Origin of the sequence: Arsenicicoccus sp. UBA7492 (assembly GCF_002479615.1) — a bacterium.
In the GTDB taxonomy this organism is placed as follows: domain Bacteria; phylum Actinomycetota; class Actinomycetes; order Actinomycetales; family Dermatophilaceae; genus Arsenicicoccus; species Arsenicicoccus bolidensis.
Map to the genome: position 1 here is coordinate 1 of NZ_DLOE01000046.1, position 20,710 is coordinate 20,710.

The following is a 20,710-nucleotide window of genomic DNA, read 5'->3' on the forward strand; positions in this document are numbered from 1 at the left end:
TCATCCGACCCTGCCGGTGGGTGAGGCGTGATGGACGTGTTCCCGGATTTCGACGGTCTCTCCGGCATCAGCGAGCTGCGTGAGGTCGCCGGCGCGCTGCTCATGTTCGTGCTCGTGGTGGCGGTGCTGATGCTGATCGTGTCCGCGATCTGCTGGGCCATCGGTGCGGCGAACGGCAACTACCAGGTCGCGACAAAGGGCCGCATCGGCGTGTTCGTCGCCCTCGGCGGCGCGGTCCTCGCAGGAGCCGGGGTCGCCTGGCTGAACTGGCTCGTCACCATCGGCGGACAACTCTAACGGCCTGCGCGCGGCGGCTCGGCGGGGCTCGTCACGGGTGCTTCGGCATCCCGGGGCGGGCCTTCTTTTTGTGCCCGATGGGGGCGGGGTGCACCTGGCGGTCGGAACTGTCTTCCGTCTTCTGAAAGGGCACTCATCGTGATTGACATCGACCCCAACTCCTCCGGGCTTCCGGGCATCGAGCAGCTGCGCACGATCGTCGGCGCCGTGATGACCGTCGGCCTCATCCTGTCCGTCCTCGCGCTGATCATCTCCGCGATCATCTGGGCCTACGGCTCCAACAGCAGCAACCCTCACCTCGCGGGGAAGGGGAAGACCGGCCTGCTGATCTCCTGCGGCGCAGCGATCATCTGCGGCGGATCGGTCGCGCTCATCAACTTCTTCTGGGGCGTCGGCCAGCAGGTCTGATCTCTTCTGCGTGTGAAAGGAGGGGTCTGCCGTGAGCGTGTGCGACATCCCCGTCATCTCCAACGTGTGCGATGCGGTCGGCGAGGGCACCGCGTCCCTGATCGCCGCCCCGTTCGACTGGCTCGCCTCCTCGATGGCCGGGGCGGCGGCCTGGCTGATGGAGACCATGTGGACCGTCTTCGACACCACCACCCTGGTCGACCTAACCCAGCCCGGGTTCGTGTCCGTCTACAACCTGCTGTTCGGGATCGCCTTGTTCATCGTGGCGATCTTCTTCTTCCTCCAGCTCATCACCGGGATGATCCACCGCGACCCGACCGCCCTGTCCCGCGCCGCGCTCGGGGCGGGAAAGTCGATCCTCGGATCGTTCGTGGTCATCACGCTGACGACGGTGTTGCTGGAGATCGTCGACCAGCTCTGCATCGGCCTCATCCAAGCCGCCGGCGAGACCACCGAGTCGATGGGCAACCAACTCCTGCTCCTCAGCCAGGCGCTGGCCGGGCTGAACATCGCTGCCCCAGGGGTGGGTGCGATCGTGTCGATCTTCCTCGCCGGTCTCATGATCGCCGCGATCGGGATCGTCTGGTTCTCCCTGTTGATCCGGAAGGCCTTGATCCTCGTCACCGTCGTCCTCGCCCCGCTCGCCCTCTCCGGTGCCTCTTGGGATGTCACGAAGGGGTGGATCGGGAAATGGGCGACGTTCCTGATCGCGCTCATCGTCTCCAAGCTCGTGCTGGTCGTGGTGTTTTTGGTGGCGATTACGCAGGTCGCGACACCGATTGACTCGGGACTGACCGCGGTGACCGAACCGATCGCCGGCATCGTGCTGCTCGGGATCGCGGCGTTTGCGCCGTACATGGTTTACCGGCTGATCAGCTTCATCGGCTTCGACCTCTACAACTCGATGGGTGCCGAGCAGGACGCGAAGAGTGCGATGAACCGGCCTCTCCCGATCCCGTCCAAGCCGAACACCGACGGCACCCAGAAGATCCTCGACGGCGCAGGCGACGACGGTGACTCCGGCGGCGGTGGCGGTGGCGGTGGGACGCCGCCGACCACGCCACCGCCCGCGGGGACTGAGGCCGCCGGCGCGGAGGCGGGAACGGAGGCCGCAGCCGGGGCGGGTCCCGCTGCCCCGGTCGTGGTCGGCGCGGTCGTCGTCAAGGAAGCCGCCGAAGCAGGGTCGGAGGCCGGCGCCGAGGTCGGGCAGCAGGCCGATGCCGCCGCCAGCGGCGCACAGAACGCCGGCACCACCGCACCCGGTGACAGCAACCCCCGCGACGGAGGTTCGCGTGGGGCACCGCCTCCGCCGTCGCCTCCGGTGCCGAACACCCCGCCCGACCCGAACCCGGCCCCGCCCACCGGAGGGAAGGAGTAGCTCATGTCTCGCACCGACACCACCACGGGGGCTGAGTTGGTCCCGGTGAAGTTCTCCCGGCTCACCCGCCGTGGCCTCATCCTGGGCCTGTCGCTGTCGCAGGTGATCGCTCTCGGCATCGGCGGGGCGTCCCTGGTCGGGGCGCTCTACGCCGGCGGCGGCATCCTCGTCCTCTACTCCGCCCCGATCTGGCTGCTTGCCATCACCCTCGTCTGGGTGAGGATCGGCGGGCGAGCACTGATCGAATGGCTCCCGATCTGCTCCTGGTGGCTGTGGCGCACCACCGGCGGACAACTCCTGTACCGGCGACGAATCGTCGCCCCCAGGCCGGCGGGCACCCTCGCCCTGCCCGGTGACATGGCCCGGCTCCGCGAGTACGCGGACCCGGAGACCGGGGCGGGCATGATCCACGACCCGACCGGCAACACCTTGACGGTCGTGGTTCGGGTCACGCATCCGGCGTTCGTGCTCCTGGATCCGTCCGAACAGAACCGCCGCGTCACCGCCTGGGGCCGGGTGCTTGCCACGATCTGCCGCTCCGGACGGATCAGCGCTCTCCAGGTGTTGGAGCGCACGCTGCCCGATTCCGGGCAGGGGCTGGCGGAGTGGTGGGCCGAGCACGGCACTCACGACGGCTCCTGGGCCTCGACCACCTACGCCGAACTCATCGAGCGGGCCGGCCCCGCCGGGGAACGCCACGCCACCACGCTGTCACTCTCGCTGGATATGCGGGCGGCGGCCCGGCAGATCCGCACCGCCGGCGGCGGTCTGAAAGGCGCGGCAAACGTGCTCCGGCAGGAGATGGCAACCCTGCTCGCCGCGCTCCGGGCCGCGGACCTCACCCCGTCGGGATGGCTGACGACGGGTGAGATCGCGGTGATGCTGCGCACGGCCTACGACCCCGCGATCGGCCCCACCCTGGAACGCCACGGCCAGCTCGGGCAGAACCTCGCAACCGCAGGCCCCGTCGCGGTGACCGAGACGTGGGGTCGGCTGCGCACCGACTCCGGCCACCACGCCGTCCTCTGGATCAGCGAGTGGCCGCGGTCCATGGTGTACCCAGGATTCCTTGCCCCGGTGGCGCTGTCGACGGGGATTCAGCGGTCGATCTCGCTGATCTGCACCCCGCTGCGCACCGACCAGGCGGTGCGCGACATCCGCAAGAGGAAAGTCGAGCACATCTCCGACCAGGCCCAGCGGCGGCGGATCGGGCAGATCCAGGACGCCTCCCAAACCGCCGAGTACGAAGACGTGCTCCGCCAGGAAGCCGACCTCACCGCCGGTCACGGCGTGCTCCGTTACACCGGCCTGATCGCGGTCACCGCCCCGACGGTGGAGGAGCTGGATACGGCGGTCGCCGCGATCGAGCAGGCCGCGATCCAGGCCTCCTGCGAAACCCGGCTGTTGGCCGGTCAGCAGGCCGTCGCGTTCACTGCCGCGGCACTCCCGTTGGCACGCCGCATCTGACCGGCGGTTCGTGCGCCGGTGGGTGCACCTGGGAGCACAGCGCCCCGACCCCTCTTCACCTCCGCGGGGTCGGGGCGTTGCCGCGATCCCATCCCGCGTATCGAAAGAGACCTGATCATGCCCACGTTCAACGACCCTGCCGCCGATGCCCGCAAAGCATATGAGGCGGTCCGCGGGCTCGCCCACGCCACCCAGCGCATCGAGAACCCCGAGGTGCTGTATCCGGTGATCGGCGAACTCATGGCGACCACACGGAATCTCTCGCAGGTGCTCGACCAGCTCGCCCGCGCCCAGCAGCAGCACACCGGGCGAGCGATGACCGATTCCGGTGACCGGGAGGCGGGCAGCCAGCTCACCTTCGAGGCCGCCGCCGCGCTCCACGAAGCGGCGGCGCACATCGGGCAGGCCGACACGGTGCTCGACCGGGCGTCGAACCGGGCCGGGCAGATCGCCTGGCTGCCGGAGGACCCGCGGTACCGGTGGGTGAGCGTCGTGTTCCTCCAAGGGAGCGAGGCGGAGCCGGTGATGGAGATCATCGACCGGCAGGGTCCGGATGCCGCGATCGCATACCTCGCCGGCTGGGATTACGGCGCGGAGACGGTGAGCGCTGCGATGGAGAACGGGTACGTCTACGAGACCGCCCCGCAGACTCCCGCGGATCGTCTTGTCACCGACGGCGATTACGCCCTCACCTACAGTCCCGACCTGGGTTACGTCGGCCTGTCCCGCCGCATCGACGCCCCCGACCCCGAGCCCGAGAGGCCGACCGCCGAAGCATCTCCTGCCCGGCCGGGTGCGGGGCGGCATCGCGGGTCGGAGCGTCCGGATGGGGCGTCGTGGTTCCTGCCGGATGTGATCGCGGAGGTCGCCGAGAACCGAGGACTGTCGCTGTGACCCGGCAGCCGGAGGCCGAGCGCCTGCACACCGCCGTCCTTGTCGCCCCGTCGAAAGAACGCCGGCGTCTGCGCGCGCAGCGCCGGCGGGCCGCCGCCCGGCTCGTCGCCGAACAGCGCCAGCGCGAGATGGCCGAGGCGAAAGCGAAGAAGACGGCGGAGCGTGCGGAGCGGAAGGCGACCCGGTATCTGCCCTCTGTCGGCGAACCCGGCCCCGCCGCGCTCAGGTCACCGGGCCGGTTCCGGTTGCCGCGGCACCAGGACACCAGCGCCATGTTGGCGGGTGCGTATCCGTTCCTCGCCGAAGGCGGCCTCGGCTCCCAGGGCGTGTTCATCGGCCAGGACCTCTACTCGGGCGGCAGCTTCGTCTACGACCCGTGGGTGCTGTACGCGAACGGGATCATCACCGCCCCGAACCTGGTGGTGGCGGGCATCGTCGGCAGCGGGAAATCGTCGCTCGCGAAAGCGCTCTACACCCGCTCGTTGGGGTTCGGGCGGCGGGTCTACATCCCCGGCGACCCGAAAGGCGAGCACACGGCGGTCGCGGAGGCGGTTGGGGGTCGTGCGATCAAGCTCGGCCACGGCCTCCCGACCCGGTTGAACCCGCTCGATGAGGGGTACCGGCCGGCCGGGATGAGCGATCAGCAGTGGACCGCGACGGTCATTTCCCGACGCCGTGACCTGATCGGCGCGCTCACGGAGACGGTGCTGGCGCGGCCCATGTCCCCTTTGGAGCACACCGCGATCGATACGGCGCTGGCGGTGACGATGCGGGACAACTCGGTGCCGATCCTGCCGATGGTCGTCGATCACCTCCTCGATCCCGCCGACGACCCCGACGGCAGTCTCCGGGAGGACGGTCGCATGGTCGGGCATGCGCTGCGTCGTCTGGTGCACGGCGATCTTGCCGGGCTCTTCGACGGGCCGTCGACGGAGGTGTTCGATCCGTCGTTGCCGATGATCTCCCTCGATCTGTCGCAGGTCACCGAGAATTCCACGCTGATCTCGGCGCTGATGACGTGTTCGTCGGCGTGGATGGAAGCGGCGCTCCTGGACCCGGCCGGTGGCCAGCGCTGGTGCATCTACGACGAGGCCTGGCGGCTCATGTCCCAGCCCGCGCTGTTGCGGCGGATGGATGCGCACTGGCGGCTCGCGCGGGCGTACGGGATCGCGAACGCGATGATCTTCCACAAGATCAGCGATCTCGACAATGTGGGCGATCAGGGATCGGCCATGCGCGGCCTCGCCAACAGCCTGCTCGCGAATGCGGAGACGCGGGTGATCTACCGGCAGGAGTCCGATCAGCTCGGCCCCACCTCCGCCGCTCTCGGCCTGACGGGCACTGAGCAGGGGCTGCTCCCGACGCTCGGGGTCGGGCAGGGGCTGTGGAAGATCAAGGGTTCTTCCTACGTGGTCCAGCATCAACTCCATCCCGCCGAAAATCGGCTCTTCGACACCAGCTCGCGCGCGGCCGCGCGCACATAGGCCGGGGTGCGGTGGGTGCACCTGGCGGCATGAGACACGCCCCTGCTTCTGCCGCTGTTCCTTCGTCTGTCCCGGTTTCGGTGCCGCATCTCGTGCTCGACGTGCACGACGACGGCACCCTCACCGCCACCCTCGACACCCGCCCCGTCGACCCGCCCGACGGTGTGAGCGCGTGGCGGCGGGCCATGTTCGCGCAGATCATCGACCACGCCACGGGCGACCGGACCATCGCCGTGCGGGTGACCGTCCACGAGAGCGACGGCACCACGTTCACCGACATCCTTCCCGCCGCGAAACGCCCCGCCCCGGAACCTGTGGCCGAGGAGAAGTCGGAGCCGCGGCGGGCGGTGAAGCGTCAGCGGGGTGCTGATCCGATATCAGTGGACGGCGGCGACGGGTTCATCGCCGGGGAAGACGTCGCCGTCGCCCTCATCGCCGCACACACCGACGCGACCCCGGACGGGCGCGCACGGGCCCTCCTCGACCCCGCGGTCGTCGCGGCGGCGCGGGCGGGTGAGGTGGTGCTGGTCGGGCGGGTCTCCGGCACGATCGCTGTGCGGAGCTTGTCGTGATCGGGCCGCAGAGCCGTCCCGGCGGCAGCGGGGCGATGGGTGACGAGCTCACCAACCTGATCCTCATCGCCGTCGGCGGCCTCCTCGGGGTCGCGTTCGTCCTCCGCGCCTCCGGTAGCGTGGCGGCGTTTCTCACGGGCGCCCCGCAACCCACTGCCGGAGCGGCTGGCGGGGTCGCGGTGTTCTTCAAACCGGGTGATCCTGGCGGGCAGCTCGGCGCGGACGGCCTGAACCCGTTCGTGTATTGGGTCGTCGCCGCTCTCATGCTCGGCGCTCTCGTCACGGCCGGGTTCTGGGCGTGGGGTCTGCTGCGGCGCACGATGCGGCAGGCCGCACTGGATCCGCACCGGCAGGAGGGCACCGCGACCCGGCACGAGATCGCCCAGACCGCCTCCACCAAAGCGTTGATGCGCCGCGCCAGCACCCTGCGCCCCACGCTCGACAGCCCCGTACCGGGTGATGTCGGTTACCGGCTCGGCACCGCGCACCGACACGAGGTCTGGGCCTCCGTGGAAGACTCGATCCTCCTCGTCGGCGCCCCGAGGAGCGGCAAGGGCCTGTTCCTCGTGATCCCGGCGATCCTCGATGCCCCTGGCGCGGTGGTCACGACCAGCACGCGTCCCGATAACGTCACCGCCTGCCTGCGCGCGAGGAAGCGCATCGGACCGGTGGCGGTGTTCGATCCGCAGCACCTCGCCGAAGGTCTCCCTGCCGGGCTCCGCTGGTCGCCGATCCGGGGGTGCGAGTCGCCGCAGACCGCGATGATCCGCGCCGCCGGCCTCGCGTCGGCCACCGGCCTCAGCGCGGGTGGCGTCGAAGGCGGTGACTTCTGGGAAGGGAAAACCCGCGCCGCGCTCCAAGCGCTGCTCCACGCCGCCGCCCTCGACCGGCGCACCCCGACTGAGCTGTTCCGGTGGACGCTCGACCCCACGAGCGCGGCGGATGCGGTCGCGATCCTCACCAACCATCCGGATGCGGCGACCGGGTGGGCGGACTCGCTCGCCTCGATGATCGACGCCGACCCCCGCACCCGCGACTCCATCTGGCAAGGCGTCTCCCTCTCACTCGCAGCCCTCGCAGACCCCCGGGTGCTCGACGCCGTGTCCCCGGGAGAGGGCGAGGAGTTCGATCCGGAAGCGTTCATCCGACAGCGGGGCACCCTGTTCCTCCTCGCCACCGGTGCCGGGGCCGGGAACAGTGCCGCCCTGGTGGCGGCGCTGGTGGAGGATCTGGTCGAGACCGTCCGCCGCCTCGCGGCCCGCTCCGCCGGCGCCCGCCTCGACCCGCCGATGCTGCTCGCGTTGGACGAGATCGGGAACCTCGCGCCTCTGCCGTCCCTGCCGACGTTGATGGCCGAGGGTGGCGGGACCGGGATCACGACACTCGCGGTGTTGCAGTCGCTCGCGCAGGCGCGGGACAAGTGGAACGAGCACCAGGCCGGGGCGATCTGGGACGCCTCGATCGTGAAGATCCTCCTCGGAGGCGCCTCCAACAGCCGCGACCTGCAAGACCTCTCCACGCTGATCGGGGAACGCGACGAACTGACCGACTCCACGACAGTCGGCGACTACGGCTCCCGCTCCAACCAGCGCTCCGTCCGCAGGGTCGCGATCCTCCCACCAGACCGAATCCGCACGCTCCCGTTCGGCACCGCCGTCACCCTACTCCGCTCCGCGCCGCCGATCATCACCGACCTGCGCGCCTGGCCCAACCGCCCCGACGGCACCACGTTGAAGGCCGACCGGGCCGAGGTCGAACGCCTCCTCCACGATCCCCACCGGGACTGATCCACCGCGGGAGGACGGGTGCACCTGCCTGACCCAGCGGCCCCGACGAGAGGTGGCCGCCTGAGCAGACCGTCAGGAGCACACGATGAACGAGCAGCCACGCGACCCGGACCCGGAACTGGATAGAGCCTTCTACGGGTTCGTCGCTTCCGATCCGCAGCCGTCAGGCAGCGAGGGCAAGAAGCGTCTGTACTTCAAGGCCGGGCAAGAGCACCACGACTTCGCAGCCGACGGGTCCCGGATCAAGCTCCCCACGACCTTCCACGATGTGGTGGCGTTCCGAGGCGCTGCCGAGAGCGGCGAAGTGAAACTCGCCAAGGGCGACTGGTTCCTCGCGATCGGACGCACCCAGACAAGCACGAACCCCAACACCGGCGTCGAATCGACGGAGTTCATCGCAAGCCGGTTCGGACACGACCTCGCCCGCATGAACACCCAGGTCGGCACCCCGCGCCGCCGCTCCCAGATGGAATCCCCGGACCGTCAACGACCGGCGCGGCAGGTCGCGTTCGAGCCGCCCGTGCAGGACCAGCCCGACTATGAGCAGCCCGCACGGGCCATGTGAGAGGGGGCGAAGCATGATGAACAACGACGCCACGCTCCCACCCGACGACCTGGGCTCCGAGCCCGAGGAATGGGAGGAGGAGGACTTCGGGCGACTCGACCCTGACGATGACATTCCGGGGCCGCCGCGGCCGGTGAACTGGAACCTGCTGCTCTCCCACGACCTGGAACAGGAATGGCTCGCCCTCAACCGCTGGGTCGAATGGCTCCGCCACACCTACGCGCTGCCCGCGTCGGTCATCCCGCCGTACTGGCACCGCCACCCCGAGCTGCAATGGGAGCTGTCCGCGCTACACCTGCACTGGCTCGGCGCCTACGACCCCGAGCAGAACGCGTCCGCCGCGATCGGCTGGCACCGCGACTTCGCCGCCGCCCGCCAGCGCCTCCGCGACTGGGTCGCCGCCTCCGGCACCCGCCTGGACCGCGACCGTCCCAGTCGGCAGACCGCCTGGCCCGGCGAACCACCCGCCCAACCGGTCGAAGACACCCCGATCACCGACCGACGCGCGGACTTCGTGGCGTTCGTGATCACGCAGGTCGCCCGCCGCAAGGCCGCCGAAGACGCCGTCTTCGCCCGCCTCGATGACGCCGCGCGCTCAGACGATGGGTAGGTGACGAGCGGTGGTGCGGAACTATCAACGCAAGACCCAGCGGCCCTCCGCCGACCGGAACCTGCGAGTCACCTTCACCCGGCGCGAGCAGATCGACGTGGAGAAGGTCGCCGAAGTCCTCATCCGCGTCGCCATGCGAGAAGCCGGCACGGGCACCAAGGCCGGGCAGGCCGGCACCCGACTCCAGGCGCTGCTGAGCAGCGAGCGGTAGAATCCCCGGTACGTAGTACGTCCATCAGGGCGCTACCGGCTTACCCCTTGTTGCCCGAACCCGTCGCGGTTCGGCAGGCCTCCCCATCTGTGTCGTGACAGCCCAACGGCGCCCGCACCCATCCCGACTGGGAATGGGTGAGCGCCCGAAAGGCAGTCACGACCATGACGCTCCTCGACCTTCCCGCCGGCCTCGACCTCAGCGCCCTGCGTTCCCTCGCCGGCCCCGCGACCCAGGCCCTCGACGTCGCCCTTCCCGATGGGAAAGTGCCGGCGATCTCCTACCTGCGGGTCTCCACCAAGGACCAAGCCACCCGCAACGGCCTCGAAGAAGGCCTGTCCATCCCCGCGCAGCGCGAGGCCGCGCAGCGCAAGGCCGACCAGCTCGGCGCGGTCATCGTCGCAGAGTTCATCGAGCCCGGCGAGTCCGGCAAGACCGCCCGCCGCAAAGCACTCCAGGAGATGCTGGACTACCTTGCCGAGCACCCCATCCGGTACTGCATCATCAACAAGGTCGACCGCATCGCCCGCAACCGGCTCGACGACGCGATCATCCACGCCACACTCCGCCAAGCAGGCGTCACCCTCGTCTCGGTGATGGAGAACATCGACGAGACCCCCTCCGGGATGCTCATGCACGGCATCATGGCCTCGATCGCGGAGTTCTACTCCCTGAACCTCGCCCAAGAGGTCACCAAGGGTCTCGTGCAGAAAGCGTCCATCGGCGGCACCCCGCACAAGGCGCCCATCGGCTACCTCAACGTCCGCCTCACCGATGCGAACGGGCACGAGGTGCGCGACGTGCAACTCGATCCCCACCGGGCCGACCTGATCCGGTTCGCGTTCACCGCCTACGCCACCGGCGACTGGTCCCTCTCCAAGCTCGCCCGCGAGCTAGAGACCCGCGGCCTTGCCACCCGGCCCACGCCGACGTTCCCCGCGAAGCCGGTCACGACCACGGGGCTGCACAAGATCCTCACGAACCCCTACTACCAGGGCATCGTCACGTTTCGCGAGGTCACCTACCCCGGCACCCATCAGCCACTCGTGACCCCGGAGACGTTCGAGCAGGTGCAGACGATCCTCCAGCAGAACCACGTCACCGGCGACAAGCCGCAGAAGTACGACCACTACCTCAAAGGCTCGATCTACTGCGGCTGCGGGAAGAAGCTCATGTTCGAACGGCCTCGCAACCACCAGGGCGTCGCCTACGACTACTTCACCTGCACCGGCCGCCGGTTCAAGCGCAACGACTGCCAGCGCACCGCCGCCCTCGTCCACCGCATCGAGCAGAGCATCGAGACCCGCTACCAGCACGTCTCCGTCACCGAGGACGAGGCCGGACAGATCCAGGCCGTCCTCGGGCAGGTGTTCGACGCCCTCGCCGAGTCAACCAGCGATGAACGGACCCTCCTCGAAGGACAGAAGATCAAGCTTGAAGCCGAACAGGTCAAGCTCCTCCAAGCCCACTACGCCGACGCGATCCCCATCGACCTGCTCAAAACCGAACAGGACCGCATCCGCGCGAGCCTCCACGCCATCACCGGCAGGCTCGACACCCTCACATCGACCTACGACAACGCGAAGGTCGGGCTCGACGCGATCCTCGGCCTCCTCACCGACATCGGTGATGTGTACGCGAAGGCCGAACCCGCCGAACGGCGGATGCTCAACCGGGCACTGTTCGACCGCATCACCATCGATGACGACGACCAAGCCGCCCTCGAACCAGCCCAGACGATCGCGACGATCCTCGACGCCATCCCCAGGCCACACAACGAAAGAACCTTGCCCCGCGATCAAGCGGGGCAAGGTTCGAACGTTCAACTTTACGTGGAGCTGAGGGGATTCGAACCCCTGGCCTTCTCATTGCGAACGAGACGCGCTACCAACTGCGCCACAGCCCCTGGCGAGGACCGACTGTACCACCGAGGCGGCACGTCGGCCCAATCCTCACCCGCCCACGGCGCTGCGCAACGGCACTGCGGCGTCGAGGAACTCGTCCTCGACCTCGATGGGGGCGAACACGTCGTCGTCGACCGGCAGCGGGGCCGGGGTGGCCCGCGGCGCGGCGGGCTTCATGGTGTAGGTCGGACGAGGCACCGGCGTCGGACGCCACTGCCCGGGCTCGAGCGGCTCGAGGGCGACCTCGACCGGCGCGGGCGCCGCGTCGACGGTGTCGAACTGGCGCACGTCGAAGGGAGCGTCGACCCGGGTGGCACCCACGGGGGCCACTGCGGGCTCGGGGCTCTCCTCCACGACCGGCGCCTCAGGAGCGGAGACCGGGGACGCGGTCGGGACGGTGGACGCGACCGGAGCTGCGGGCCCGACAGGGGCGGCCGAGGCGACCGGGGCCGTGCGACGCAGCTCGAGGCGCGGCTGGCGACGCCGGGCGCTGTGGCGCAGCCAGGCCAGGTCGGCGGTGACGAGCGCCAGGCCGACGACCGGGGTCCAGACGGGCACCAGTCGCAGGACGGTGACCACGACGAGCGCGACCAGCACGGCCACGGCGACCCCGAGAGAGGCTCCCCGCAGGCGGTGGGCGAGCCGGCCGGGGGCGGCGTCCTCGGCCACGTGCGTGGCACGCTTCGCGCCGGTCGGCGCGGTGGCGGTGGCGCCGGCCCGCAGCGGGCTGACGGCATACGACCGGGCGGTGGTGGGCTCGGCGAGGACCGGGCGCCGCTCGAGGACCCGGAGGGCCTCGGCGTAGCGCTCGATGGATCGGGCGGTCTGCAGGTGCTCCCGACGACGCATCCACGACTGGGTCAGATAGGCAGCCCACAACCCGATGACGACGACGAAGACGAGGCTGGAGGGCTGCACGTCCCCGACGTTAGAGGGGGGACGGGTGATGAACGCTCAACCGCGCGGGTGTGTCGGCGGATTGCCCTGGATCATGCCCTCCTGAGCCGGTCCGTGAAGGTCGCTCCGCGGAGGTCCTCGGTCGTCAGGGCGAAGGTCCGGTGGTCGCGCCAGGCGCCGTCGATGTGCAGGTAGTGCTCGCGCAGCCCCTCGTCGCGGAACCCGAGCTTGCGCACGACGGCGAGCGACTTGGTGTTGTCGGGGCGGATGTTGACCTCGATGCGGTGCAGGCCGCGCTCCCCCACGGCGTAGTCGCAGGCGGTGGCCAGGGCCAGCGGCACGATGCCCCGGCCGGCGTGGGTGGGCGCGCACCAGTAGCCCGCCGTGGCGCCCCACAGCGCGCCCTCCATGATCTGGGAGAGGTTGACCGCACCGCAGAGCCGACCGTCCACCTCGACCGCGAACGGGAGCTGCCGGCCGGCGCGCGCCTCGCGGGCCTGGTGGCGGACGTACTCGGGAAAGGGCTTGGCCTCCTGGCCCGCTCGCGGGAAGGTCGGCTCCCACTCCTTGAGCCAGTCCCAGCTGGCGCGCCGCAGCTCGAGCCACTCCGCGCGGTCGCGGCGACGCAGGCCGCGCAGCACGAGCGCTCCCCCGTCGGGCAGGCTCGCCTCGAGCCGCACCGGCCACGCCGCCATCAGTGATCGCCCCCGCCCACCTGGTCGAGGGCGTGCGGCACGACCTGCTCCAGCACGCCCAGCCCGTCGGCGACCCCGCCGCGGGACCCGGGGAGGTTGACGACCAGGGTCGTGCCGGCGAGGCCGGCGAGGCCGCGGGACAGCGAGGCGGTGGGGATGCCCTGCGCCAGCCCGGCGCCGCGGATGGCCTCGGCGATGCCGGGCACCTCGCGGTCGATCACCGCCCGGGTCACCTCGGGGGTGCGGTCGGTCGGCGACAGGCCCGTCCCGCCTGTGGTGACGACGAGGTCGACTCCGTCGTCGACGGCGGACCGTATGGCGTCCCCCACGGGGTCACCGTCAGGGACGACCACCGGGTCCGGGGTGTCCAGGCCCCACGCGCGCAGGGCCTCGACGATGACTGGTCCCGTGCGGTCGGCGTAGGTGCCGGCGGCGGCCCGCGTGGACGCCGTCACGACGACGGCCCGCCGCCGCGAGGGGGAGGTCACTCGGACCAGTCCCCGGAGCGGCCGCCGGACTTGGCGGTGACGCGCACGTCGGTGATGCGGGCGTGCTTGTCGACCGCCTTGACCATGTCGATGAGGGCCAGGGCGCCGACGGCGACGGCGGTCAGCGCCTCCATCTCGATGCCGGTGCGGTCGGCGGTGCGGACGGTCGCCGTGAGGTCGACGCCGTCGTCGGCCACCTCGAGGTCCAGCTCGACCCCGTGCACGGCGATGGGGTGGGCCAGCGGGATCAGGTCGGGGGTGCGCTTGACCGCCTGGATCCCGGCGATGCGGGCCACGGCGAGGGCGTCGCCCTTGGGCACGGTGCCGTCCCGCAGGGCGGCGACGGCGGGGGCGGCGAGCAGGACCCGGCCGCGGGCGGTCGCCGAGCGGGCCGTGACGGCCTTGGCGGAGACGTCGACCATGTGCGCGCTGCCGTCGGCCCGCACGTGCGTCAGGCGGGGCGGCTCAGGGGTGGGGGTGGAGGTCACGCGAGGGACTCCTTGCCGGGGAGGGGACGGAGGAGCAGACAGGTGAGGCGCATGCCGGGGACGACCTCGTCGACCTCGGCGGGCACGACGGCCAGGGCGTCGGCGTGAGCGAGGGCACCGAGCACGTGCGACCCCTGGCCGCCCGCGAGGGTGGCGTGCGGGCCGTCGGCCTCGGTGCGCAGGCGGACGCGGGCCAGCTGGGTGCGGCCGGCCGAGGTGCGCCAGCCGTCGTCGGCCACCGCCTCGATGCCCGCGAGCCCCTCGGCGGGGCGGCCGGCGAGCAGGCGCAGCGCCGGGGCCGCGAAGACCTGGTAGGACACCATCGAGCTGACGGGGTTGCCGGGCAGAGTGAAGACGGGCACGTGTCGCCCGTCGCCGGCCCGCACCAGGCCGAAGCCCTGGGGCTTGCCGGGCTGCATCGCCACCCCGCGGAACGCGACCTCGCCGTCACGGGCGAGCACGGCCTTGACCGTGTCGTAGGCGCCGGCGGAGACGCCGCCGGTGGTGATGACGGCGTCGTGGGTCAGCAGCACCTCGTCGAGCCGGGCGCGGAAGCCCTGCTCGTCGTCGGCCACCGCGCGCACCCGCTCGGCCGTGAAGCCGTGCTCGCGCAGAACGGCCACGAGCATCGGGCCGTTGCTGTCGACGACCGTGCCGTGCCCGGCCGTGCCGCCCGGCTCGACCAGCTCGTCGCCGGTGGAGAGGACGACGACCCGGGGCGGCACGACGACCTCGACCAGAGGATGCCCGAGGGACACGAGCAGCGCAAGGACCCGGGCGTCCACGAACGTGCCTGCGGCCAGGGCAAGCTCGCCGCGGGACAGGTCGTCGCCGGCGGGGCGGACGTGGGCGCCGACCTGCGGCTGCTGGCGCAGGGTGACCCGCTCGGTGCCGCCGTCGGTGAGCTCGACGGGGACAACGGCGTCGGCGCCGTCGGGCAGGGCGGCGCCGGTCATGATGCGCATCGTCGTGCCCGGCACGAGGGTGACCCGGTCGGTGCGTCCGGCGGGGATGTCGCCCGCAACGGGCAGGACCACGGGGCGGTCACCGGCCCCCACGAGCTCGGCGGCCCGGACGGCATACCCGTCCATCGCCGAGTTGGTGAACGCCGGGACGTCGACGGCGCTGCGCACGTCCTGGGCCAGGACGCAGCCGTGCGCCTCGGCCACCGGGACCTCGGACGTGCGGCGGGGCACGGTGGCGCAGGCCTCGAGGAGGAGGCGCAGGTGCTCGTCGACCGGCATCAGCCGGGGTGCGTCGGACATGCTGCGGACACTAGTCGACGGGTCCGACATGCCTCGAGGCCACCGCCCGGTCACGCCCGGCGCGCTTGGCGGCGTTCATCGCGGCGTCGGCGGCCGACACGAGCTCGGGTGCCGTGGCGGCGTCCTGTGGCCAGGTGGCGATCCCCACGCTGCAGGTGATGGGGATCTCGCGGTCGTCGACCTGCAGCGGACGGGAGCGCAGGTCACCGACGATCCGCTCGGCGAGCCGCAGGCACTCCTCCTCGCCGCGCTCGGGGCAGACGACGGCCATCTCCTCCCCGCCGTAGCGCGCGACGACGTCGACGGGCGGGACCAGCTCGACGATGCGGGCCGCCAGCGCAGCCAGGACCCCGTCGCCGACGGAGTGCCCGTGCTCGTCGTTGACCTGCCGGAACCGATCGATGTCCACGATCAGGAGCGACACCTGACGCCCGAACGACCGCGCCCGCTCGACCTCGCGGCCCAGCGTGGTCGTGAGCATGCGCAGGTTGCCGACCCCGGTGAGCGGGTCGATCACGGACTGGCGCTGCGCCCGGCGGTGCAGGATCGCGTTGTCGATGGCGACCCCGGCCGGCCCGGCCACGAGGTCGAGCAGCTCCCCGGTCGTGTCGTCGTATGCCGTCGCGCCGGCCGCCCGCTCGACGACCAGCGCACCGATCACGTCGTCGCCGGACACGAGCGGCGCGGCGCACAGCCGGCCGCGCAGGACCGCGCCGGGCTCGTCCCCCGCGTCGTCGAGCACGACCACGCGGCGGTCACGGACGACCTCGCCGACGGCGCTCTCGGCCGCGCGGATCCGGCCGGTGCCGGGACGGCGGGTGCCGATGGGGTGCACGACGCGCGCGCGCAGGCCGCTGCCCTCGCGCATCCACACGACGGCGCAGGTGGACCCGGTCGTCGTCTCCGCGAGGGCGCACAGCGCCGCCAGCAGGCCGTCGAGGTCGTGGGTGCGCTGCAGGGTGGCCGCGATCCGTCGGACGGTGTCCTGCAGGGTCTCTCGGCTCGACGTCAGCTCGGCCATGCGCTGGTCCAGCTCGACCGCCATCGCGTTGAACTCCCGCGACAGCTGGCCGATCTCGTCGTCGCGTCCCTCCGGCAGACGCACGGTCAGGTCGCCGTCCGCGATGCGGCGGGTGCCCTCGGTGAGGGCGAGCAGCGGCGCGGTGAGCTCCCGGGCCAGCCAGCGGAGCAGACCGACGGCCGCCGCCAGCACCAGCAGGATGAGCAGGAGGGGCATCCAGGCCCTCGCCCCACCGACCGGATCGGCGGCCGAGCCCTGCACCGCGCAGGGACGCCCGGGCCCGGCGGCGGCGGTCCGCGCGATGGCCCCCTGGCCGCGGTCCGAGCTCGGGTGGACCTCGACGCCGCCCGCGCACTGGAGGATCGTGCGCACGTCCCCGGCCGCGGCCTGACGGGTGAGCGCGTCCAGCCGCCCTGCGGTGAGGGGCTCGACGACGTGGACCGTCAGCGTCCCCTGGGTGGTGGTGAGGTCGACCCGCTCCGCGAGGTGGGCGCCGGCGGGCTCGCTCACGGTCGAGCAGCGCGTGGTGGGCAGCTTGGTGGGCGTGGGTCGCGGCGCCGAGGACGAGGCCGCCAGCACGGCGCCCCCGCGCAGCACCACGGCATAGCCCCGCTCCGCCCCCAGTCCGCCGCGGGTCTCCTCCGCGAGGACCGTGGCCGGCGGGCGCCCGTTGGCGATCGACAGGGCGATGACCTCGGCCCGGTCGCCCAGCGCCCAGCACTCGGACGCCATGGCCGTCGCGACGGCGACGGTGGCGCGGTCGACGTCACGGCGCTGACCGTCCACGAGCGCACGCGGCAGCAGGACCCCCGCCACGAGCCCGGCCACGAGCAGGACCGGCAGGACCACGGCGGCGAGCACGATCGCCAGGCGGGTCCGGATGGACACGGGTCCTCCTCGAGGTGGGTGGGTCGGCCCATCGTGGCACGAGACCGATCCGCCCCTCCTCCTCACGGGTCCGTGCCTGACAGAATCCGTGGCATGGACACCCCGCTCACGACCCCCGTCGAGGCCAAGCGCGCCCTGCGGGCCCGCCTCTGGGCCGCCCGCAAGCAGCGGTATGCCGACACCTCGCGCGCCGAGCGTGAGACGCAGGCCCAGGCTCTGGCGGACCACGCCCTGCGGGTCGTCGCCGACCTGGTGGCCCCGGGGGGCACCGTGACGTCATACGAGTCGTGGCCGACCGAGCCCGGGACCGAGCCGCTCAACGAGGCTCTGGTCGCCGCCGGTTATCGCGTCCTGGTGCCGGTGACCCTGCCGGGGCTCGACCTCGACTGGCGCCCGCTCGGCAGCGACGAGCTGGACGAGGCGGCGCGGCTCGGGCTGGAGGCGATCGGCCAGGCGGACCTGGTGCTGACGCCGGGCACGGCCGTGGACCGACGGGGCGTGCGCCTCGGGCAGGGTGGAGGGTGCTACGACCGGGCGCTCCCCCGGCGTCGCGACGGCGTCCGGGTCGTGACGCTGCTGCACCCCCAGGAGCTGGTGGACGAGGACCTGCCCGCGGCCGAGCACGACCAGCGCGTCGACGCCGTGGTGACGGTGGACGGGATCACCTGGCTGCGTCGCTGACCCGCTGACCCGCTGACCCGCTGGCCCGCTCGCTCGCGCCTGACGCGCCCGACCCGCGCGCGGCTCAGCCGTTGTCGCGCGGCGCGAGCGTGAGCTGGTCACGGGTCGCGCCCTCGACGGCCTGACGGCTGAACGGCCACGCGAAGGGCTCGTTGCGCAGCCAGCGCCCCGTCTGGTCGTCGTAGTGGTCGCTCGTGGGGTGCCCGGACACGCCCGTGGACTGGACCCAGGTGCTCGCGTCGAGGGTGCCGAGGTCAACCACCATGCGCATGGACGGCCCCCAGTCGGCGGCGTAGCCCAGCTGCAGGTCGTAGCCGAGGGCGTTGGGAGCGAGCGGGTTGCCCGGCGCCGGCTGCGGACCGCGGTCGAGCAGGGACCGCAGCATGCCGGGTGCCGCCGCGCTGAGCGGATGGCGCAGGGTCAGCGTGTGCAGCCGCCCGTAGTCCCAGGCCTTGACGTCCTTGCCGGTGAGCCGGGTCAGCTCGAGACGCGCGTCGACCTGGGCCTGGCGCAGGATGTCGTCGCGGGTCTCGATCCGCAGGGTCTTCTGGTTGTCCCACCAGGGAGACCGGGGGTCGGCGAGCAGCTGCTTGACGACCGCGGGCCAGCGCGAGCCGCCATCGGGCCGCAGACCGGTGGGCAGGTCGTCGTCGAAGGTCCGGTGGAGCAGCGCGGACCACGCCGCCGTGTAGTAGGCCGCCGCGCGGGACGAGTGGCTGTCACCCGTCACGAACCGGCCGTCCCAGCCCTCGAGCGTCGCCTGACCCTCCCGGGTGAAGCCGTCGCCGCTCAGGTCGACGCCCCGCAGCGCCGCGGTCAGCACGGGCTGGAAACCGTCGTTGACGTCGCCCTGGATGTCGCGCATGCGCTGGGGCGAGACGGTCGGCTGGGCGGTGAGGAGCTGACGGATGCGGGTGGAGCGCCAGCCGTGGGTCCAGTCCGTGGTGAGGAAGGGGGTCGACGCCGAGGTGACGGCCTGGTTGGCGGCGACCACGAAGCCCTCGGGCGGGTCCAGGGTGCGTGGCATCTGGTCGAACGGGACGTAGCCGGTCCAGTCGTAGCGCGAGTCCCAGCCCGGTGCCGGCAGGTAGCCGGGGGGTGCCCCCGCCGTCCCGGACCGGCGGACGGGCACGCGGCCGGGTGCCTGGTAGCCGATGTGGCCGTCGACGTCCGCGTAGATCGCGTTCTGAGAGGGCGCGGCGAACGAGGACAGGGCGGCGCGGAAGGTCTCGAAGGACGTGGCGCGGTTCATCCGGAAGATCGCGTCGGCGGTCTGCGTGACCTCCAGCCCCGTCCACCGCAGCGCGATCGCCAGGGACTCTCCCACGGCGGGGGTCGCCGGCGACGCGGTGGTCGCTGCCGTGGGCACGGCCGCGGCGTCCTTGACGGCAGCGTCGACGTCGGACATCAGCGGGCCGTGCGAGGTGGACCGGACGGTGATGGTGCGGTCGGCGCCACCCGCGACGCGGATCCGCTCGGTGCGCGTCGTCAGCGGGCGGTAGGCGCCGTCCTTGAGCACCGTGCTGCCCTTGACCCGCTCGAGGTAGAAGTCGCTCACGTCGGGGTCGAGGTTGGTGAATCCCCACGCGATCCGCTGGTTGTGCCCGATGACGACCCCCGGGAAGCCCGCGAACGCGAAGCCGGACACGTCGTACGGGCAGGCCTGCGACACGGTGCGGCAGTGCAGCGAGGTCTGGTGCCAGATCCCGGGCTGGGCGAGCGCGAGGTGAGGATCGTTGGCCAGCAACGGCTTCCCGGTCGAGGACCGGGACGGCCCGACCACCCACGAGTTGGAGCCGATCCCCTCGCCGCGGCCGACGAGCGGGGCGACGGCCGCGACGCCCTGCGCCGCTCGGCCCAGGGCGGCGTCGCTCTCAGGATCGGGGGCGGGGCCGGCACCCTGCCGTATGCCGGCCGCCGGCGCCTTGGACCGGCCGCCGTGCACGCCGGAGGGCGACCACGCCGACGGGGAGAGGATCGGGGGCTGGGCCTTGGCGTCATAGCTGGGATACAGCTCACGCACCTCGTCGAGCGAGCGACCCTGCGCCATCAGCCGGGCGCGGGCGAGCTCGTCGGCGTAGTTGCCGTGCAGGTCCCAGGCCATCGCCTTGAGCCAGGCCAGCGAGTCGACCGGGCCCCACGGCTCGATGCGGTACCCGGGGAAGCGGACGCTGAGCATGAGGTACTCCGGCGCCACGCGGGTCGCGTCGCCGGTGGTGTCGAGGTAGGCGTTGACCCCGTCGGCATACGCCGCGAGGTAGCGTCGGGTGTCGGCCGACAGCGTGGGAAGCTCCTGCTCGGCGACGCGGCGCCAGCCCATGGTGCGCACGCTGATGTCCGACGCCACCCCGGCCTCGCCGACGAGCTCGGCCAGCCGCCCTGCCGTGGCGTGGCGGCGCAGATCCATCTCGAAGAACCGGTCCTGGGCCGCGACATAGCCCTGGGCCCGGAACAGGTCCTCGGGGGTGTCGGCGTAGATGTGGGCGACCCCCTGGCCGTCTCGCCGGACGTCCACCTCGCCCGACAGCCCGGTGAGCCGCGCCGTGCCGGTGACGGTGGGGTCGGTGCGGCGGACGGCGCCGTAGACGACGCCGGCGACGATGAGGGCGGCCACGAGGAGCAGGACGACGACCGAGACGGTCGTCCGTCGGGCGATCAGAGCGGCGCGGGACACGTGAGCGAGACTAGGCCACGGCACCGACAGGCCGGC

Annotated in this window: 20 protein-coding genes, 1 tRNA gene and 1 pseudogene; 13 read left to right on the plus strand and 9 right to left on the minus strand. The window is 71.9% G+C overall.

Annotated features, from left to right (window positions below; genetic code table 11):
* Positions 1–30: 30 nt before the first annotated feature.
* The 12 genes and pseudogenes from B4E97_RS13945 to B4E97_RS19175 form a co-directional block, all read left to right on the plus strand.
* The gene (locus B4E97_RS13945; RefSeq protein ID WP_094429399.1) at positions 31–297 is read left to right on the plus strand and encodes a DUF6112 family protein; all 267 of its coding nucleotides are present in this window, start codon (positions 31–33) and stop codon (positions 295–297) included.
* A 138-nt stretch (positions 298–435) separates the two neighbouring features.
* Positions 436–705, plus strand: coding sequence for a DUF6112 family protein (locus B4E97_RS13950; RefSeq protein ID WP_094429400.1), 270 nt, complete (start codon positions 436–438; stop codon positions 703–705).
* A gap of 31 nt (positions 706–736) precedes the next feature.
* Positions 737–2,083 (plus strand): conjugal transfer protein TrbL, encoded by a 1,347-nt coding sequence (locus B4E97_RS13955; protein WP_094429401.1) that lies wholly within the window; start codon positions 737–739, stop codon positions 2,081–2,083.
* A 3-nt stretch (positions 2,084–2,086) separates the two neighbouring features.
* Positions 2,087–3,550, plus strand: coding sequence for an SCO6880 family protein (locus B4E97_RS13960; RefSeq protein ID WP_286960293.1), 1,464 nt, complete (start codon positions 2,087–2,089; stop codon positions 3,548–3,550).
* Positions 3,551–3,667: 117 nt separating this feature from the next.
* Positions 3,668–4,444, plus strand: coding sequence for a hypothetical protein (locus B4E97_RS13965; protein ID WP_286960294.1), 777 nt, complete (start codon positions 3,668–3,670; stop codon positions 4,442–4,444).
* Positions 4,441–5,928, plus strand: coding sequence for an ATP-binding protein (locus tag B4E97_RS13970; protein WP_094429404.1), 1,488 nt, complete (start codon positions 4,441–4,443; stop codon positions 5,926–5,928). Before B4E97_RS13965 ends, B4E97_RS13970 begins: the two co-directional genes overlap by 4 nt.
* Before the next feature lie 11 nt (positions 5,929–5,939).
* A complete protein-coding gene (locus B4E97_RS13975) occupies positions 5,940–6,500 on the plus strand; it encodes a hypothetical protein (protein ID WP_286960295.1) in 561 nt (186 codons plus the stop codon).
* Positions 6,501–6,535: 35 nt separating this feature from the next.
* Positions 6,536–8,287 (plus strand): type IV secretory system conjugative DNA transfer family protein, encoded by a 1,752-nt coding sequence (locus B4E97_RS13980; RefSeq protein WP_286960316.1) that lies wholly within the window; start codon positions 6,536–6,538, stop codon positions 8,285–8,287.
* Positions 8,288–8,372: 85 nt separating this feature from the next.
* Positions 8,373–8,852 carry a single-stranded DNA-binding protein gene (locus B4E97_RS13985; protein ID WP_094429406.1) on the plus strand — a complete coding sequence of 160 codons (480 nt, stop codon included), beginning with the start codon at positions 8,373–8,375 and terminating at the stop codon, positions 8,850–8,852.
* A 16-nt stretch (positions 8,853–8,868) separates the two neighbouring features.
* The gene (locus B4E97_RS13990; protein WP_414632799.1) at positions 8,869–9,462 is read left to right on the plus strand and encodes a hypothetical protein; all 594 of its coding nucleotides are present in this window, start codon (positions 8,869–8,871) and stop codon (positions 9,460–9,462) included.
* Positions 9,463–9,475: 13 nt separating this feature from the next.
* Positions 9,476–9,673 carry a hypothetical protein gene (locus B4E97_RS13995; RefSeq protein ID WP_286960298.1) on the plus strand — a complete coding sequence of 66 codons (198 nt, stop codon included), beginning with the start codon at positions 9,476–9,478 and terminating at the stop codon, positions 9,671–9,673.
* A 164-nt stretch (positions 9,674–9,837) separates the two neighbouring features.
* Positions 9,838–10,707, plus strand: a pseudogene (locus tag B4E97_RS19175) (recombinase family protein); the annotation flags it as partial.
* 354 nt (positions 10,708–11,061) lie between these two features.
* Here B4E97_RS19175 and B4E97_RS14005 read toward each other — a convergent pair.
* The 8 genes from B4E97_RS14005 to B4E97_RS14040 form a co-directional block, all read right to left on the minus strand.
* Positions 11,062–11,484, minus strand: coding sequence for a hypothetical protein (locus B4E97_RS14005; protein ID WP_229119382.1), 423 nt, complete (start codon positions 11,482–11,484; stop codon positions 11,062–11,064).
* A gap of 22 nt (positions 11,485–11,506) precedes the next feature.
* Positions 11,507–11,579, minus strand: a tRNA-Ala gene (locus B4E97_RS14010).
* Positions 11,580–11,625: 46 nt separating this feature from the next.
* Positions 11,626–12,495: a hypothetical protein gene (locus B4E97_RS14015; RefSeq protein ID WP_286960301.1), complete on the minus strand. Its 870-nt coding sequence runs from the start codon at positions 12,493–12,495 to the stop codon at positions 11,626–11,628.
* 71 nt (positions 12,496–12,566) lie between these two features.
* A complete protein-coding gene (locus B4E97_RS14020) occupies positions 12,567–13,169 on the minus strand; it encodes a GNAT family N-acetyltransferase (RefSeq protein ID WP_286960303.1) in 603 nt (200 codons plus the stop codon).
* Positions 13,169–13,657, minus strand: coding sequence for a MogA/MoaB family molybdenum cofactor biosynthesis protein (locus B4E97_RS14025; protein ID WP_286960305.1), 489 nt, complete (start codon positions 13,655–13,657; stop codon positions 13,169–13,171). The genes B4E97_RS14020 and B4E97_RS14025 overlap by 1 nt, the downstream gene beginning before the upstream one ends.
* Positions 13,654–14,079 (minus strand): cyclic pyranopterin monophosphate synthase MoaC, encoded by a 426-nt coding sequence (moaC, locus tag B4E97_RS14030; protein ID WP_051274128.1) that lies wholly within the window; start codon positions 14,077–14,079, stop codon positions 13,654–13,656. Before moaC ends, B4E97_RS14025 begins: the two co-directional genes overlap by 4 nt.
* Positions 14,080–14,141: 62 nt before the next feature.
* Complete coding sequence (gene glp, locus B4E97_RS14035; protein WP_286960306.1) at positions 14,142–15,410, minus strand: gephyrin-like molybdotransferase Glp; 1,269 nt, start codon at positions 15,408–15,410, stop codon at positions 14,142–14,144.
* Between the two features lie 10 nt (positions 15,411–15,420).
* Positions 15,421–17,319 carry a GGDEF domain-containing protein gene (locus tag B4E97_RS14040; protein WP_286960307.1) on the minus strand — a complete coding sequence of 633 codons (1,899 nt, stop codon included), beginning with the start codon at positions 17,317–17,319 and terminating at the stop codon, positions 15,421–15,423.
* A gap of 93 nt (positions 17,320–17,412) precedes the next feature.
* On the opposite strand from B4E97_RS14040, the gene B4E97_RS14045 reads away from it, so the two are divergent.
* A complete protein-coding gene (locus B4E97_RS14045; RefSeq protein ID WP_286960308.1) occupies positions 17,413–18,000 on the plus strand; it encodes a 5-formyltetrahydrofolate cyclo-ligase in 588 nt (195 codons plus the stop codon).
* A 64-nt stretch (positions 18,001–18,064) separates the two neighbouring features.
* On the opposite strand, the gene B4E97_RS14050 is transcribed toward B4E97_RS14045, so the two are convergent.
* Positions 18,065–20,674, minus strand: a complete 2,610-nt coding sequence (locus B4E97_RS14050) for a penicillin acylase family protein (protein WP_286960309.1) — start codon at positions 20,672–20,674, stop codon at positions 18,065–18,067.
* Positions 20,675–20,710: the final 36 nt, after the last annotated feature.